At 72.7% G+C, this 16,099-nt stretch carries 15 protein-coding genes; 7 read left to right on the top strand and 8 right to left on the bottom strand.

The features are described from left to right. The 3 genes from AAH991_RS29645 to AAH991_RS29635 form a co-directional block, all read right to left on the bottom strand. A partial coding sequence (locus tag AAH991_RS29645; RefSeq protein WP_346229216.1) for an SGNH/GDSL hydrolase family protein occupies window positions 1–1,699 on the bottom strand: 1,699 nt, incomplete at its 3' end. 602 nt (window positions 1,700–2,301) lie between these two features. Continuing rightward, window positions 2,302–3,252 carry a hypothetical protein gene (locus tag AAH991_RS29640; protein ID WP_346229215.1) on the bottom strand — a complete coding sequence of 317 codons (951 nt, stop codon included), beginning with the start codon at window positions 3,250–3,252 and terminating at the stop codon, window positions 2,302–2,304. 223 nt (window positions 3,253–3,475) lie between these two features. Continuing rightward, on the bottom strand, window positions 3,476–5,074 hold the full coding sequence (locus tag AAH991_RS29635) for an MFS transporter (RefSeq protein ID WP_346229214.1): 1,599 nt from the start codon (window positions 5,072–5,074) through the stop codon (window positions 3,476–3,478). Between the two features lie 211 nt (window positions 5,075–5,285). Between AAH991_RS29635 and AAH991_RS29630 the strand changes: the two genes are divergently transcribed. After that, the gene (locus tag AAH991_RS29630) at window positions 5,286–5,891 is read left to right on the top strand and encodes a helix-turn-helix domain-containing protein (RefSeq protein ID WP_346229213.1); all 606 of its coding nucleotides are present in this window, start codon (window positions 5,286–5,288) and stop codon (window positions 5,889–5,891) included. 132 nt (window positions 5,892–6,023) lie between these two features. After that, window positions 6,024–6,896: a class I SAM-dependent methyltransferase gene (locus tag AAH991_RS29625; protein WP_346229212.1), complete on the top strand. Its 873-nt coding sequence runs from the start codon at window positions 6,024–6,026 to the stop codon at window positions 6,894–6,896. Window positions 6,897–7,002: 106 nt separating this feature from the next. On the opposite strand, the gene AAH991_RS29620 is transcribed toward AAH991_RS29625, so the two are convergent. Then, on the bottom strand, window positions 7,003–7,845 hold the full coding sequence (locus tag AAH991_RS29620; RefSeq protein ID WP_346229211.1) for a LysR family transcriptional regulator: 843 nt from the start codon (window positions 7,843–7,845) through the stop codon (window positions 7,003–7,005). Window positions 7,846–7,921: 76 nt separating this feature from the next. Here AAH991_RS29620 and AAH991_RS29615 point away from each other — a divergent pair, with 76 nt between their 5' ends. Beyond that, on the top strand, window positions 7,922–8,632 hold the full coding sequence (locus tag AAH991_RS29615; protein WP_346229210.1) for a CTP synthase C-terminal region-related (seleno)protein: 711 nt from the start codon (window positions 7,922–7,924) through the stop codon (window positions 8,630–8,632). Here AAH991_RS29615 and AAH991_RS29610 read toward each other — a convergent pair. Both AAH991_RS29610 and AAH991_RS29605 read right to left on the bottom strand, forming a co-directional pair. Then, a complete protein-coding gene (locus AAH991_RS29610) occupies window positions 8,601–9,614 on the bottom strand; it encodes an LLM class F420-dependent oxidoreductase (protein ID WP_346229209.1) in 1,014 nt (337 codons plus the stop codon). The two genes, AAH991_RS29615 and AAH991_RS29610, sit on opposite strands and share 32 nt — an antisense overlap. Before the next feature lie 20 nt (window positions 9,615–9,634). Beyond that, on the bottom strand, window positions 9,635–10,405 hold the full coding sequence (locus AAH991_RS29605) for a FadR/GntR family transcriptional regulator (protein WP_346229208.1): 771 nt from the start codon (window positions 10,403–10,405) through the stop codon (window positions 9,635–9,637). An 88-nt stretch (window positions 10,406–10,493) separates the two neighbouring features. Here AAH991_RS29605 and AAH991_RS29600 point away from each other — a divergent pair, with 88 nt between their 5' ends. From AAH991_RS29600 to AAH991_RS29590, 3 genes are read left to right on the top strand one after another with little or no spacing between them, the layout of a single operon-like run. After that, window positions 10,494–11,231, top strand: a complete 738-nt coding sequence (locus AAH991_RS29600) for a (Fe-S)-binding protein (protein WP_346229207.1) — start codon at window positions 10,494–10,496, stop codon at window positions 11,229–11,231. Further along, the gene (locus AAH991_RS29595; protein WP_346229206.1) at window positions 11,228–12,643 is read left to right on the top strand and encodes a lactate utilization protein B; all 1,416 of its coding nucleotides are present in this window, start codon (window positions 11,228–11,230) and stop codon (window positions 12,641–12,643) included. Before AAH991_RS29600 ends, AAH991_RS29595 begins: the two co-directional genes overlap by 4 nt. Then, on the top strand, window positions 12,640–13,251 hold the full coding sequence (locus AAH991_RS29590; RefSeq protein WP_346229205.1) for a LutC/YkgG family protein: 612 nt from the start codon (window positions 12,640–12,642) through the stop codon (window positions 13,249–13,251). Before AAH991_RS29595 ends, AAH991_RS29590 begins: the two co-directional genes overlap by 4 nt. Before the next feature lie 64 nt (window positions 13,252–13,315). Here the strand turns inward: AAH991_RS29590 and AAH991_RS29585 are convergent, their stop codons facing one another. Together AAH991_RS29585 and AAH991_RS29580 are read right to left on the bottom strand one after the other, a co-directional pair. Beyond that, window positions 13,316–14,383, bottom strand: a complete 1,068-nt coding sequence (locus AAH991_RS29585) for a baeRF2 domain-containing protein (RefSeq protein ID WP_346229204.1) — start codon at window positions 14,381–14,383, stop codon at window positions 13,316–13,318. 9 nt (window positions 14,384–14,392) lie between these two features. After that, a complete protein-coding gene (locus AAH991_RS29580) occupies window positions 14,393–14,812 on the bottom strand; it encodes a DUF2795 domain-containing protein (RefSeq protein WP_076435018.1) in 420 nt (139 codons plus the stop codon). A 134-nt stretch (window positions 14,813–14,946) separates the two neighbouring features. Here AAH991_RS29580 and AAH991_RS29575 point away from each other — a divergent pair, with 134 nt between their 5' ends. Then, window positions 14,947–16,035, top strand: coding sequence for a GNAT family N-acetyltransferase (locus AAH991_RS29575; RefSeq protein ID WP_346229203.1), 1,089 nt, complete (start codon window positions 14,947–14,949; stop codon window positions 16,033–16,035). The last annotated feature ends 64 nt before the right edge of the window (window positions 16,036–16,099 follow it).

Here is a 16,099-nt window from a genome sequence, read left to right as displayed (position 1 = left end):
CGAAGCGGATGTTGCCGCCGGGTGCGCCGACGCCGCCGGCGATGGTGCCCTGCGGCCACCAGTACCAGTCGCTGCCAGTGGGCTCCTTGGGGTTGGGGCCGCCGTTCAGCCAGGCCTGGACGGAGCCGTTGGAGTTGACCTGGAGGTAGTCGGCCTTATGGTCACCGTCGATGTCGGCGTAGACGACTCTGCCGGTGGCTCCGCCGAAGGTCCCGGACGCGATCGTGTTCTGGGGAAACCAGCCCCTGACGGGGCCGCCGGCCGGGGTCCCGCCGTCGGATGCCGCTATCCATCCGGCCCGTCCCACGTCCACCAGGCCGCGGTAGAACAATGCCGCCATCTTCAGGTAGCCGGAGTCGTTGGGGTGCAGGAGGTCGGCCAGATCGGTGAGCGTCACCGGGTTCATATTGACCATGTAGACGTGCTTGCCGGCGACCCACCGCGCCCCTATCTCCGACCGGACCGCCTTGTTGAACCGCAGGATCCGCTCCTGGGTCGGCCCCCAGTTGGACGGGACGACGGTCGAGACCAGGAGGGTCACATTGGGGTCGGCCCGGAAGATCTGGTCGATGAGCCCGCCGAGCCTGGCCGGCGCGCCGTCCGGGTCGTCGTTGTTGTTCATGTCGTTGGTGCCGATGTGCAGCAGCACCACGTTGGGCCGATACGTGGCCATCGCCGAGTCCGTGATCCCGGCGACCTGGGAGATCGTCCAGCCGGAGTGCCCCTCGTGGGCGTCGGGCGCCGGGCCCGAGTGCTGTGAGCCGACGAACGTGACGGTGGCCCCGTCTTCTCTCAACATGGTGCTGAGAGCCGGCCGGTAACCGCCTCCGTTCGAACTGCCCGCGCCGTAGGTGATCGAGTCGCCCAGCGCCATGATCCGCAGATTGCGCTGAAGGTTCGAGGAGACCCCGGCCCATGCCGCCGTCTCTTCGGCGATGAGGTCTTCCAGCTCCTGGAACCGCCAGCCGAGCTGCTCCACCCTCTGGGCGACCACGCCTCCGAACCAGGAGTCGACCCAGGGCACCTGGGACCTGATCCAGGTGCCGGCCCTCTTGATGGCATCGGCGAGATTGGCCTTCGCCCACGGAGAGAGGTATCTCTCCCAGATGTAGCCCCCGGCCAGTCCGAGTATCCCGGCGATGATGATGTCCCTGGTCGCCTCAGGGGAGCCCAGGTCTCCCGCGAACGCGTGCGACACGAGCGCCGCCATGATGCCGGTGACGGTGGTTTGCAGGGGGGTGCAGATCAGGGGGATGGTCGCGGCGAGCACCCCGCTGGCTGTGAAGGACGCGATGCACAGCATCCTGAGCCCGTATCCGACGACCCAGGCGATCGCCGTGGTGGCGACCTGCTGCCAGAAGCTGGAGGTGGTTATCTCCGCGGCCGGGATGGTGAGGACCAGGCCGGCGCCGTCGGGGGTCACGTTCACCGTGCCGCCGAAATTCGGCCACACCGAGGTGTCGACGGTGGGACTCACAGGGGTCGGGCTGTCCGTGACCGCCTCCTTGAGCGTGTCGCCCAGTCCGCCGTGCTCTCTGATCTCCGCCTGCATCTCCGGGACCATGTCCCGAAGGACGGAAGGGGTCACCCCGAGGTCGGAGGCGTTGAGTGTGATGGTGAGGTCCCGGGCCGCCGCTCGCGCCGGAGTGACGGGGGCGAGGGACACCACCATCGCAGTGGCTACCACGATGGACAGCACGGAAATAAGGACACGACGGGACGATAATAATAATCGGCGTGTGCGATACATATTCCACCTAAAAGAGGAGCATTTTGCGAGTATGGGTAACTGTGGCATATATCGGGACAATGGCTACCCGTGGAAAGGTATCGCTTTTCCACTGACGGCGATCATGCGTCGGATGGCCACGAGGTGAACCCTCTCTGACGTAAGGTGCCGAGAATCTCGGCTCGTCAGCGGCGTGACACACCGGTCCAGCCCCCGGAAAGCGCCATGACCAAAAAGGGTGATACCGAGGTCGGAAGGCTGGGGTTTCCGGCTACGGCGGTTCGAGCGTGCGGCCGGTCCGGGTGATGAATGGACGATGAAAGCCCACATTCCCTCGGCCGGGTTGCGCTCGGAGGCGTGGCGTGGGCGGGCAGGCGGAAGACGGCCAGTCACGCGACGTGCGCGTCGATGAAGGCACGCATGGTCGGCCCGGCGTGGCGCGGCGGACGCGGGCAGCAGGGGCAGGCCGTGCCCGGCCGCGACCGGGCGCGCGGCGACGGCCGTATCGCTACCCCCGTAGCGGATGCCGGGCCGCGGCCCATCGAGTACGGCAACGGCTTCCGGGTGTCGCCCTACTCCGACAACGGCGCTCCGCCGGCCGCACGGGAGGGGCGGTTCCTCGGCCACCCGGGGGAGCCCCAGCGGCGGCTCTGGCACGCCAGCTCCGGCAGCTCGGGGCCGTCGCCCGGCCGGTGATCCTCCCCGCCGTCCGAGCGCCCGGCGCGTGCCGCCCGGCCGGCCGGCGCCGCCGCGACGGGCCTGCCGGACGGCCGTTCGGCCTGGTCGAGGGCAGGGCCGGGGGCGGCAGGGTCGAGACCATGGTTGAGGCGGACCTGCGGCCGGGGCGCGGGCCGCGCCGCGCGGCCGTGCCCCGCGCCCGTGTGCCGGGCGGTGACCTCGCGGACGGCCGAGGCGCACAGGAGCGCCGCGACGGCGGCCGCGGCGGCCTGCGGCGTGCCGAGGCCGGTCAGCCCCTCCCGCGCCGGGCCCGCGAACGCCAGCCCGAGCGCCGCCAGCCAGCTCACCCACCAGCAGGCGAGGAGCACCAGCCACCGGGTGCGCTCCGCCGGCCCGCCGGTGCCGCCCGCGGTCCCCGGGCCGTTCGCCCGCCGCGTGCGGTCCGCCGGGCGGCCGTGCGGTTTCGCGGGGGCCTCACGCCAGGCGAGGTCCGTCAGGAACAGCGGGACCACCAGGTTCACCCCCGGCACGAGGCACGCCGCCGCGAGCGCGACGGGCGGCGTGGCCGGGCGCACCTGCCGCAGCCAGGACAGGTAGGCGAGCGCGGCGGTCACGGTGGCGGTGAGAAGCGCGAGGACCAGCACGGCGAACGTCGTCGCCGCGCCGCTGACGGCCCGCGCGGCCGGAGCGGCGGGATCCCCGCCGAAGGCCGCGATCTGCGAGGCCAGCCGGCTGCCCCGGGACTCCTCGAACACGGCCAGCGCGGCCACCGAGACGACCTGGGCGGCGAGGGCCGCGTACACGCCGGCCGCCGCCCGGTTCACCGCTGACGACGTGGACCGCATCTGTTCTCCCCCCGCGCCGGGTGTGTGACCTGCCTCACTCTTATCCCGTCCGCGCCGCCGCTAATCCGATCTTCGTACGCCTGGGGAAAAGGGCCTCTTCCCACCTTCGCGGCGAGCCGCCGGGACGTTTCGGCGGGCGTCGGAACACCCCGGCCCCGGATGGGGTCCCGGGGTCGCCGGCCACCCACGTGATCGACGGATGACCCGCCCAGTTGTCACGCGATCACCGGACGGCGACGGTCTCCGTGGTCTCCGCCTCGTCCGCGACGGCGAGGTCTGCGCCCTTCGGCCCGCGAAGAGCGACGTAGACGAGCAGCGCGCCCATGACGGCGACGCCTGCCCACATGGCCTGCTGCCAGCCGTCGGCGAAGGACTGCTGCGCGGTGTGGAGCAGGTCCCGGGCGTGGCTGCCAGTGCTCGGGGCCACCTCGACGGCGTTGGCGATGCCTTCGCGTGCGGTGTCGGCGGCCCCCCGGGGGATGCCGCCGAGCTTGTCGTCGATGGCGCTGCGGTAGCCGTTGGCCAGGAGCGCACCGAGCATCGCGACGCCCAGGGCGGTGCCGAATTCGCGGGTGACGTCGTTGAGGGCCGAGGCGACGCCCTGCTTGGCGCGGGGCAGGGAGCCGGTGATGGCCTCGGTGGAGGGCGTCATCGACAGGCCCATGCCGATGCCCATGGCGAGCATGCCGGCGAGGATGGACAGGTAACCGCCGTCGACGGAGACGAACAGCGCCATCAGCGCGAGGCCGAGGGTGGACAGGGCGATGCCCACGGCCATGGTGGATCGGGCGCCGATTCGGGCGGTCATCTTGGGGGCCAGGCCGGACGTCGTCATCATCATGACGGCCATGGGCATCATCGCCACGGTGGACAGCAGGCCCGACCAGCCCAGCACGGCCTGGAAGAACGGGAAGAGCACAACGGCGATACCGGCCTGGACGCCGAAGACGACGAGCAGCGTGATGGAGCCGCCGGCCAGGCCGCGCTCACGGAAGAGGCGTACGTCCAGCAGGGATGCGTTGCCGCGGTGCAGCTCCCAGGCCACGAAGGCGATGCCGGCGACGGCACCGACGGCCAGGCTGATCAGGGAGAGGGGGTCGGTCCAGCCGCGCTCGGGGCCTTCCTGCAGGACGAAGATGAGCCCGGTCACGGCGATGGCGGACAGCCATGCGCCGATGGTGTCGAAGGAATGGGTGGAGCGTTCGCGGGAGTCGGGCACCGACTTCAGGGTCATCGCCAGCGCGACGACGACCAGTATCACGGGCAGCGCGAACAGCCACCGCCAGCCCGCGACGTCCACGAGGAACGCGGACAGGAACATGCCCAGGATGCCGCCGCCTCCGGCGACGCCGGTCCATACGCCGACGGCCTTGCCCCGTTCCTCCTCGGGGAACGTGGAGGTGATGACGGCCAGCGTGATCGGCATGATCATCGCGGCGCCGATGCCCGCGGCCACACGGGCGCCGATCATCACCGCGGCCGACGGGGCGAGCCCGGCGACGACGCCGGCCGCCCCGAAGGTGATCAGTCCGGCGATCAGCATGGGCTTGCGGCCCAATCGGTCACCGAGCGCACCGAGCGGCAGCAGCAGAGCTGCCAGGGCAAGGGTGTGAACATTGATGATCCACAGGACGGTGGTCTGCGAGGCGCCCCACTCGACGGCCATGTGGGTCTGGGCGACGTTGAGGCCGGAGACCGACGCGATCACGGCCATCAGCGCGATCGACACGGTGATCAGGATCGCGCGCAGCTGACGCGCGTCCGGCGTGCCCGCGCCGTTTACCGGCGCCGCCGCCGTCAGGGGAGGCTGGTTGCTACTCATGATTTCCTCTCGAGAAAGGGCATGCGGAACCAGCGCCGGGACAGGACCCGTCGCCGGCCACCGCGTCCACGGTCTCGGCGGGCAGGTGCCGCTCTCGTGGCGGGACGTCTGCGCAGACAGTCGCGCCCTTTCGTCGTACCTGGGCCCTCGTGCCGGACCATCTGCGTTCGACGTTAGGCCCGCATTGCAGCTGAGGCATAGGATGTTGCCTATGACGCAAGAAGATGGGGCGCTGGACAGCCTCGTACGCAAACGGATCCGCGCGCTGCGCGTCGCACAGGGCTGGTCACTGGAAGAGCTGGCCGCCCGCGCCAACCTCAGCCAGTCATCGCTGAGCCGGATCGAGAACGGGCAGCGCCGCCTCGCCCTGGACCAGCTCGTCATCCTCGCCCGCGCCCTGGACACCACCCTCGACCAGCTCGTGGAGAGCGCCGCGGACGACGTCGTCATCAGCCCGGTGATCGACAGTGCCCACGGCCTGATGCGCTGGCCCATCAAGGGCGACCCCGGCATGAGCGTCATGCGTCAGCGCATGACCGAACCTCCGCCGGACAATCCCGCCCGCATGCGCGCCCACCCCGGCCGGGAATGGCTCGTCGTGCTCTCCGGCGCCGCGGTCCTTATGCTCGGCAACCGCCGGTTCCGCATCGAGACCAACCAGGCCGCCGAGTTCCCCACCATGATGCCGCACGCGATCGGAGCCGCGGGCGGCCCGTGCGAGATCATGGGCATCTTCGACCGTGACGCGCGCCGCGGCCACCAGCGCGACGCGGGCGAGACCGGCGAGCGTGACGGCGCGCGGGGCCCCCGCGAGTAGCACCCTCGCGAGTACGGAGTTCCGCCGCCACCTGCGGGATGGCCTTGCGCGGCAGGCAGCACATCAAGCAACCTGTTTGCGTATCTCGCAAGGAGTCGTGCGGCAGGCGCATGTGGTGCTTACGGTGACGGCATGACCCCAGCGCACGAGCACACTCTCAACCACGGCGGCTCGCACGGCCACCACCAGGAGCACGACGACGGCGGCCAGGCGGAGATCCTCGACCTGGACGCCGAGGTCCTCGCCGAGCACATCGCATCCATCACCGCCTGGCTGCCGCTGAAGGCCGAGCCGCGCCAGATCGTGGACCTGGGCTGCGGCACCGGCGCGGGCACCTTCGCGCTCCTCGAACGCTTCCCGGAGGCGCACGTCACCGCGGTCGACGCCTCCGTCGGCCACCTGCGGCTCCTGAGTGAGAGGGCATGCGCCCGCGGCGTCCCGGACCGGGTGCGCACCGTGCAGGCCGACCTCGACACCAGCCACTGGCCCGACCTCGGCACACCGGACCTGGTGTGGGCCTCCGCGTCGATGCACCACATGGCCCACCCCGACCGCGCACTGCGCGGTGTCCACGAACTTCTCGCGCCGGGCGGGCTGTTCGCCGTCGTCGAGCTGGACGGCTTCCCCCGCTTCCTGCCCGCCGACGCCCCCGAAGGCCGGCCGGGACTCGAGGAGCGCGCCCACAGGGCGACCGACGCCTTCCACGCCGAACACGTCCCGCACCGCGGCGCCGACTGGGGGCCGATGCTGGCCGCCGCCGGGTTCACCGTCGAGGACGAGCGCATCATCACCGTCAACATCGAAGGCAGTCGCAGCGAGGCCGTCGGCCGCTACGCCCACCGCAGCCTGCAGCGCATCCGCGGCGCCGCCGCACCCGCACTCAGCCCTGAGGACCTCGCCGCCCTCGACGAACTCCTGGACGTCGACAGCCCGCACAGCATCCTGCGCCGCGACGACCTCGCCGTACGCACCGAGCGCACCGTCTGGGCCGCCCGCCGCACCTGACCGCCGGGCCGCCCGGTCGCCTGCCGGGCGGCGACCGCACCCGGCCACCCGCCTCGTACGCACCCCCTTGCCGCGCACCGCCGTGCGCGCCGCGGTGGCCTGCCGCTCACGAGGTGAGCGCGCGGACGACCTCGGCGGCGGGGCCGGGCGGGAGGGCCGCGTGCACCAGCTCGACCCGGTGCACGATCCGCGGCGCGACCAGCGGCACCCGCACCCCGCACGGCGCGGCGGACGCGGGCAGCAGGGTCAGGCCGTGCCCGGCCGCGGCCAGGCGCGCCGCGACCGCCGGATCGTGGCCCTCGTAGCGGATGCCGGGCCGCAGCCCGTCGAGCCGCGCCACCGCGCGCAGGCGGTCGAGTGGCATCACCTCCGCGGCGTCGACCCACACGGCGTCCGCCAGGTCGTCCAGCCGCAGACCGGCGCGGCCCGCCAGCGGATGCCCCTCCGGCAGCACGACGACCAGCTCCTCCTCCCGCACGCCCACGGTGGTGAGCGGTCCCGCCTCGGGAAGGTTCAGCGGGTCGGAGGGCGCCGCCGGGCCGTCGACCAGCGCGAGATCGGCCTCGCCCGAGGCCACCAGCGCCACGGCCGCCGCCGCGCCCGCGACGCGTACCGTCGTCACCCCGGCCAGCGCCGCCACCGTGCCCGCCGTCAGGGTGAGCGGGCCGGCGGCGACGGTCAGCGTCCGCGGCCCGGCGGACAGCCGCGCCACGTCCGCCCGCGCGGCCCGCAGCCGCAGCAGCAGCGGGCCGGCGTGCTCCAGCAGGCGTTCGCCCGCCCGGGTCGGCCGTACGGGACGGCGGCCGAGCAGCGGCGCCCCGAGGTCGGCCTCCAGCGCCGCGATCTGCTGGGAGACCGCTGACTGGGTGTAGCCGAGCCGGTCGGCCGCCGCCGAGAACGACCCTTCGGCGACCACGGTCACGAACGTGCGCAGCAGATGAGGATCCACGGGCATCAGCATCTCTTATGCAAGGCCCGTAAATCATCATTTGTCATTAAGTTCGCACGTCGCCAGCATGGAGGCCATGAGACCCCGCATCGCGCTGGTGGGCGACCGGTCGCCCACCGTCCGCTCCCACACGCGCGTCCCGCTCATCCTCGGCGCGCTGCGCGAGCGCGAAGGGCTGGACCTCGACGCCTACTGGATCAGGACCGACGAGGTCGACGGCCTCGGCGGGTTCGACGGCGTCTGGATCCTGCCCGGCAGCCCGTACCGCAGCGAGCAGGGGGCGATCACGGCCGCCCGGACCGCACGCGAGCACGCGATCCCGCTGCTCGGCACCTGTGCCGGCTTCCAGCACGCGCTGCTGGAGTACGCCCGTCACGTGTGCGGGCTCGTCGTCAGCCATGCCGAGAACGACCCGGGCGCCCCGAACCCGCTGATCAGGCAGCTGTCCTGCTCCCTCGCCGGGCACGAGGCGGCCGTGCGCCTCACCCCCGGCTCGCTCGCCGAGCGCGTCGTCGGCGCGGACCGCACCGTGGAGCGCTACTTCTGCTCCTACGGCCCCGATCCCGCCTACCTGGAAGCGCTGGAGGCCGGCGGCCTGCGCTTCACCGGGCACGACGACCAGGGCGAGGCGCGGGTGGCGGAGCTGCCCGGTCACCCCTTCTATCTGGTCACGCTGTTCCAGCCCGAGCTGGCCGAAAGGCAGCCGCACCCGCTGGTGCGGGCCTTCGCCGCCGCGGCGGCCGGCCGTGCGGCGCTCACCCGAGGACCAGATCCCGTACGGCTCTGAGCGTGGGCTCGTCGCGGGGGCCCATGACGAGCAGCGTGGTGACCGGGCTGCGGCGCCACAGCTCCAGCCGCTCCCGGATGCGGCCGAGCGGGCCGAGGAGCGCGATGCCGTCGGCCAGCTCGTCGGGGATGGCGGCGAACGCCTCGTCGCGGCGGCCGGCCAGGTACAGCTCCTGGATGCGGCCGGCCTCCTCGGCGTAGCCCATCCTGCCGATGATGTCGGCGTGGAAGTTGCGGGTCTTCGCCCCCATGCCGCCGATGTAGAGGGTCAGCATCATCTTCACGCCGTCGAGCGCGGCCCGCAGGTCCTCGGTGACGACCACCATGACCATGGCGGCGACGTCGAACCCCGGTTTCGCGCCGGCCAGGGCGTCGCCGTACATCGCCTCGATCTTCTCGGGGAAGGCGAACAGCGGCAGCCAGCCCTGCCCGATCTCGGCGGCGAGCGCCACGTTCTTCGGGCCCTCGGCGCCCAGGTAGACCGGGATGTCGGGGCGGAGCGGATGGGTGATCAGCTTGAGCGGCTTGCCGAGGCCGCCGGGCAGCGGCAGCGGATAGTGCGGGCCGGGGCTCGTCACCGGCTCCTCCCGCCGCCACACCTTCCGCATGATCTCGACGTACTCGCGGGTGCGGGCGAGCGGCGCGGCGAACGGCCGGCCGTACCAGCCCTCCACGACCTGCGGGCCGGAGGCGCCGACGCCGAGCAGCAGCCGCCCGCCGGTGAGGTGGTCGAGCGTCATCGCGGTCATCGCCGTGGTCACCGGGGGACGGGCGGACAACTGGGCCACGCTGGTGCCGAGCTTGATGCGGCTGGTCCTGGCGCCGTACCAGGCCAGGGGGGTGAACGCGTCGCTGCCGTACGCCTCGGCGGTCCACACCGACTCGTAGCCGAGGCGCTCGGCGGCGAGCACCACCTCGGTCGCGTCGTCGGCGTTCCGCTGCCAGTACCCGAGGTTCAGCCCGAGTCTCAGATCATCGGCCACACGCGTGATTAGAACACGTTCTATGAATCCGGGCCAGACTCCGGATAGGCGCGGGCGAGGTGCCCGGCGACCGCGGCGGCGGCGGCGCCCGCGTCGCCGTCCTCGATCGCCCGGTGGATGCGCCGGTGGTCGTCCTGCAGCCCGCCGGTGTCGCCGAGCCGTACGACGGCGTCCACGGCGTAGCGGCGCACGGCGTCGCGCAGCGCCCGCATGACCGCCACGATCAGCCGGTTGCCCGACGCCTCGGCGAGGGCCAGGTGGAACGCGATGTCGTGCTCGACGAACTCGGCGGGGTCGCGGGCCGCGTCCATGGCCGCGATCGCCTCCGCCATCCGCGTCGTCGCCGTGCGCGTGGAGGCCGTGTCTGTGGAGGCCGTGTCTGTGGAGGCCGTGTCTGTGGAGGCCGTGTCCGTGGCAGCCGCCGCCCGGGCCGCGGCCCACTGCTCGATCATCAGCCGCGTGTCGATCACCTCGCGCATCGAGAGCGTGGCGAGACCGAGATGCACACGGAGCAGGTCGGTGAGCGCGCTTCCCGGGCGGGAGGTGAGCACCGCCCCCGCGTCCGGGCCCCGGCCGACCTGCGGCGTGACCACGCCGAGGGTCTCCAGCACGCGCAGCGCCTCCCGGACCGACGACCGGCCGACGCCGAGCTGCTCGGCGAGCCGGCGTTCGCCCGGCAGCCGGTCGCCGACGGTCAGGCCGTCGGCCGCGATGCGCTCCTCGATCCGGGCGAGCACCTCCTCGAAGGCGCGCGGGCGGGCGTCCGTACGCCGGCGTTCTTCGGTGGTCACCGCGGCTCCTCACTCGGATGTCGCCGGGGGCGAACCAGGATGTATGGTCTGACCATATTTGGTCTGACCATACACGCCGGGAGGGCATGTGCGGGTAGCCCTGTTCGTCACCTGCGTCAACGACACGCTCTTCCCGGACACCGGGCGGGCGGTCGTGCGCCTGCTGCGCCGTCTGGGCGTGGAGGCCGACTTCCCCCGCGCCCAGACCTGCTGCGGGCAGATGCACGCCAACACCGGCTACCGGGACGAGGCCGTACGGCTGGCGCGGCGCGGCGTGGCGGCGTTGCGCGGCTACGACGCGGTCGTCGTCCCCTCGGGCTCGTGCGCGGCCATGATCCGCGAGCAGTACCCTAAGCTGGCCGGATCGCGGGGACCCTTCGCCGACGCGGTGGCGCGGGTCGTGCCCAGGACCTACGAGCTGACCGAGTTCCTGGTCGACGTGCTCGGGGTGACCGACGTGGGGGCGTACTTCCCGCACCGGGTCACCTACCACCCGACGTGCCACTCGCTGCGCGGCATCCACCTGGGCGACCGTCCGCTGACGCTGTTACGCCAGGTCAAAGGGCTGGAACTGGTGCCGCTGGCAGACGCCGAGGAGTGCTGCGGCTTCGGCGGCACCTTCGCGATCAAGAACGCCGACGTCTCGGCGGCGATGTGCGCCGACAAGGTGCGCGCCGTCCTCGACACCGGCGCCGAGGTGCTGTGCGCGGCCGACAACTCGTGCCTGATGCACATCGGCGGCATGCTCGGCCGGCAGAAGTCCGGCGTGCGGGTGATGCACCTGGCCGAGATCCTCTGTTCGACCGAGACGGCGGGGGTCCGATGAGCGTCACCTTCCTCGGCATGCCGGCGGACCGCCCCTTCCCCCGCAACGCCGCGAGAGCCGTACGGGACTCGCAGCTGCGGTTCAACCTGCGCAAGGCGACCAGGACCATCAGGGCCAGGCGGGCGAGCGTCGTGGCGGAGGCGCCCGACTGGGCCGAGCTGCGCGAGGCCGGCCGGGCGATCAAGGAGCACACGCTCCGCAACCTCGACAGATACCTGGTCCAGCTGGAGGAGGCCGTCACGGCGGCCGGAGGCCACGTGCACTGGGCCGCCGGCGCGGCCGAGGCCAACCGGATCGTCGCCGGCCTGGTGAAGGCCACGGGCGAGACCGAGGTCGTCAAGGTCAAGTCGATGGCCACCCAGGAGATCGGGCTCAACGAGGCGCTGCTGGAGCAGGGCATCACGGCCTACGAGACCGACCTCGCCGAGCTCATCGTGCAGTTGGGCGACGACCGGCCCTCGCACATCGTCGTCCCGGCGATCCACCGCAACCGCGCGGAGATCCGGGAGATCTTCGCCGAGCACATGTCCGGCTGGGGCCGGCCCGCCCCGGAGGACCTGACCGACGAGCCCGCCGCGCTGGCCGAGGCGGCCCGGCTCCACCTGCGCGAGCGCTTCCTGAAGACCAAGGTGGCGATCTCGGGGGCCAACTTCGCGATCGCCGAGACCGGCACCATGGTCGTGCTGGAGTCCGAGGGCAACGGCCGCATGTGCCTCACGCTGCCGCGCACGCTGATCAGCGTGGTCGGCATCGAGAAGGTGCTGCCGAGCTGGCGCGACCTGGAGGTCTTCCTCCAGCTCCTGCCGCGCAGCTCCACCGGAGAGCGGATGAACCCCTACACCTCGACGTGGACCGGCGCCGCCGAGGGCCAGGAGTTCCACCTCGTGCTGCTCGACAACGGCCGCACCCGCGTGCTCGCCGACGAGGTGGGACGGCAGGCGCTGCGCTGCATCCGCTGCTCGGCCTGCCTCAACGTCTGTCCCGTGTACGAACGGACCGGCGGCCACGCGTACGGCTCGGTCTATCCGGGGCCGATCGGGGCCATCCTGACGCCGCAGCTGCGCGGCATGGGCTCGGAGCTGGACCGCTCGCTGCCGTACGCCTCCTCGCTGTGCGGCGCCTGCTACGAGGTCTGCCCGGTGGCCATCGACATCCCGTCCGTACTGGTGGACCTGCGCTCCCGGGCCCGCCACCCCTGGCCGGAGCGCGCCGGGATGGCGGCGGCCGGATGGGTGTTCGAACGGCATGGACGGCTGGCGCGCCTGCAGCGGGCCGGGGGACGGCTGCGCCGGCTCGTGCCCCGCAGGCTGCCGGGGCCGCTCGGCGGGTGGACCGACACCAGGGACCTCCCGGAGGTGCCCCGCGAGTCGTTCCGCGAATGGTGGGACCGCACGGACGGAGGACGCCGATGAGCTCCCGCGACCTGATCCTCGCCCGGGTCCGCCGCGCCCTGGCGGGCGTGCCCGACGCCGGGATCACCCGCGCCTACCGCGGGCCGTCCGCGGCCCCGGGCGAGATCCGCCTGTACGAGGAGCGGGTCCGCGACTACCGCGCCGTGGTCCACGTGGTGGACGAGGCGGGCGTGGCCGGGCGCGTCGCGCGGTCCCTCGCCGGGCGCGGGGCCCGCAGGATCGTCGTGCCCGGAGGGTTCCCCCCGCGGTGGTTCGCCGCAGAGGGTGTGGAAGCGGTCGCGGACGACCCGCCGCTGAGCGCCGCCGACCTCGACGCGGTGGACGGTGTGGTGACGACCTGCGCGGTCGCGATCGCCGAGACCGGCACGATCGTCCTCGACACCGGGCCGGGCCAGGGCCGGCGGGCGCTCACGCTGGTGCCCGACTACCACCTGTGCGTGGTGCGCGCCGCGCAGATCGTCGCGGCGGTGCCGGACGCCGTCGCCCGACTCGACCCCGCGCGGCCCCTGACCTGGATCAGCGGTCCCTCGGCGACCAGCGACATCGAGCTGAACCGGGTCGAGGGCGTCCACGGCCCCCGCACGCTCGAAGTGCTGATCGTGCGCTGAGGCCCGCCCGGACCAGAAGCCCCGATCAGAAGCCCCGATCAGAAGCCCGGATCAGAAGCCCGGATCAGAAGCGCAGCAGCGCCCCGATGCCGTCCGGCGACTCGATGCGCGGGACGAACCACAGCTCGGCGTCGGTCGCGGCCACCGCCCGCGCGAGGGCGGCGTCGGCGCGTTCCCGCACGGGCCGCTCGACCCCCCAGGCGGTCAGCTCCGTGGGATCGGTGGACAGCTGCGTGGGCTCGGGCCCGATCCACATCGTGGCCGTGGAGGACGGGTCGTCGTGCATCAGCACCGCGCCCACCCGCCGGTCGCGCAGCGCCCGTGCCGTCTCCGTGAGCCCCGTCACGGCGTTGCCCGCCGCGTACGTGTTCAGCAGCTCCTCGCAGCGCCGGTCGGTCCAGGCCCGGCAGGCGCCTTCGACCTCCCGCCGGAAGTGGTCCAGGTCGGCGCCCGGGGCCCGGCTGCCGTGCTCGGCCACCGTCAGCCGCCGTACGACGTCCTTGGCGAGGTAGTCGGTCACGAGCGAGCGGGCCTTGGGATCGCCGGCCAGCACCACGACCTCCGCGCCGATGCCGTGCGCCTCCTTCTCCACGACCTCGGCGACGGCCACGGCGTTGCGGCGCCAGGTCTCCTCGACCTCCCGCTCGAAGTTGCCCTGCGACCAGCCGCCCGCCCCGGTCTTCTGGAGCGGCCCCTCCGCTACCTCCACCGTCAGCTCCCGCCGCCGCCCGTCGGCCACGACGACCACCTCGCCGCCGGCGCGGTCGGCCAGCACCTCGATGTGCGGCACGTGCTCGCCGCGCTGCGCGAGCAACGGCACCACGTGGGGGAGCGGCGACCACCGCGCGGTCTGCCGGCGCGGACGATGGGCGAGCGCCTCGGTGAGCACGACCTCGCCCTCCCTGGCGAAGACCGCGCGCCCCGGCGCGGCCCACACCGGGTCGAGCATGAGCTCGCCGATGGGCTCGAGGGCCGAGGCCGGCGCGCCCTCCTCGGCGAGCCGGTCCCTGAGCTGGGCCCAGCGGCGCTGGACCACGTTGGCCGCGCCCTCGGACGACCGGTCGGTGTCCACGTATACCGAGGCGTACGGGCCGCTCCGCTCGTACAGCCCGCGGATGAAGTCCAGTCTCACGGGCCCTCCCTACCAGCGCTGGCGTTCCACCCCGAGTCCGAGTGCCTCCGCCACCTCCGCGATGTTGTGGAACGTCATTTCGGGCAGCCGCCGTACGGCGTCGATCACGGCGTCGGGAGCGTTCTTGTGCTCGGCGTGGGCGAGCAGCTTGGCCGGGTCGGCGGGGAAGCCGGCGTCGCTGAGCCAGGTGGCGAGATGGCTGCGGCGCTCCACGTCGGCGGGGGTGATGCCGAGCGGCGTCCCGGGCTCACGGCCGGGTGGGTGCCGGCGAGGCGGCGACATGTCCTCCTCGGGCTGCTGCGTCGGCTCGGGCTCGCGCCACTCCTCGACCCGGGTGCGTCCGGCGCCCTGCACGAGGCCTTGCGTCTCGTGCTTCTGCTCCTCGTCGAGCCGGCGGCCGTGTTTGTCGCTGCCGCGCTGGATACTCATGACCTCACCTCCCGATTAGGGTCACTGTCGTGCCTCGTACCCGGACCGCCTGCCCCAAACATCGGGAGCGGTGAGGCCGTGTCCCACATAATCTGCGGCGAGCGGAAAATCCACTCGTGTGATGGAGTGACGCATTGTTCGACGAGCGGCTGACGGTCAACACCGAACGGCTGATCCTGCGGCCGTTCGGCCCCGGAGACGCGGGCCAGGTGCGGGCGATCATCGAGGACGGCGCGCACCTCACCGCGCTGCCGCCGGGCGCGCCCGGGCACGCCTCGGGCATCGCGCAGTGGCTGTCGTACGGCGTGCACGAGCTGTGGCGCTCGGGGCAGGGCATCCACCTGGCGATGCACGCGCGGGAGGGCGTGGTCGGGTCGATCAGCGTCTTCAAGGCCCAGTGGGGCGCGGGCACCGCGGAGGTGGGATACGGCGTGCATCCCGCCCACCGCGGCCGGGGCTACGCGACCGAGGCGGTCCGCGGGCTCGTCGGCCGCCTGCTCGGGGAGGGCCCGCTGCGCCGGATCGAACTGCGGGCCGACGCGGGCAACCTCGCCTCGATCAGGGTCGCGGAGAAGGCCGGCTTCACCCGTGAGGGACTGCTGCGCGGCGCCGGATTCGAGGACGACGGCCCGCGCGACCTCGTGGTCTTCGGGCGGTTGCGCGGCGACGAGCGGGCCGTGCCGCGGCGCAGGATCGAGAGCGAGCGGCTGGTCCTGCGGCCGTTCTCCCGGCACGACGCGTTCGACGTCGTCGACGCGGTCAAGGGCGATCCCGAGATCGCCCGCTGGATGACGTGGGCCGAGGGCTACACGCTGGAGCGCGCGCTGGAGTGGTGCACCCGGCTCGCGCACGCGAACGGCCCCGGCTATGGTGGCAACTTCGCGATACAGCCGAAGGACGGGGAACGGCTCGCAGGAGCCATCGGCGTGCAGCGCGAGGACCACGAGCGCGGGGACGCCGAGCTGGGATACTGGATCGCTCCGTGGGCCCGCCGCAGGGGTTACGCGGTGGAGGCCACCCAGCTGGCCACGGCCCACCTGTTCGACCTCGGATTCCACCGTGTCCATCTGCTGGTAGCGACGGGAAACCGCGCCAGCCAGGCGGTCGCGAGGAAGGCCGGGTTCATCGAGGAGGGCATCATGCGGCAGGCGCTGCCGGTTCCGGGTGGCTGGGCCGACGCCGTACTCTTCGGCATGCTCAACGGGGAAATTTCATGGCAATAGGTAAAGAATCGCCCTAGTCGCTGGGCTGCTCGGTCAAGCGGCCCCCATGATTGAGGGCCGTAAG

The organism is Microbispora sp. ZYX-F-249 (assembly GCF_039649665.1).
Taxonomy (GTDB): domain Bacteria; phylum Actinomycetota; class Actinomycetes; order Streptosporangiales; family Streptosporangiaceae; genus Microbispora; species Microbispora maris.
The sequence above is the reverse complement of the archived record's forward strand: the minus strand, read 5'-3'. Positions and strand labels throughout refer to the sequence as shown.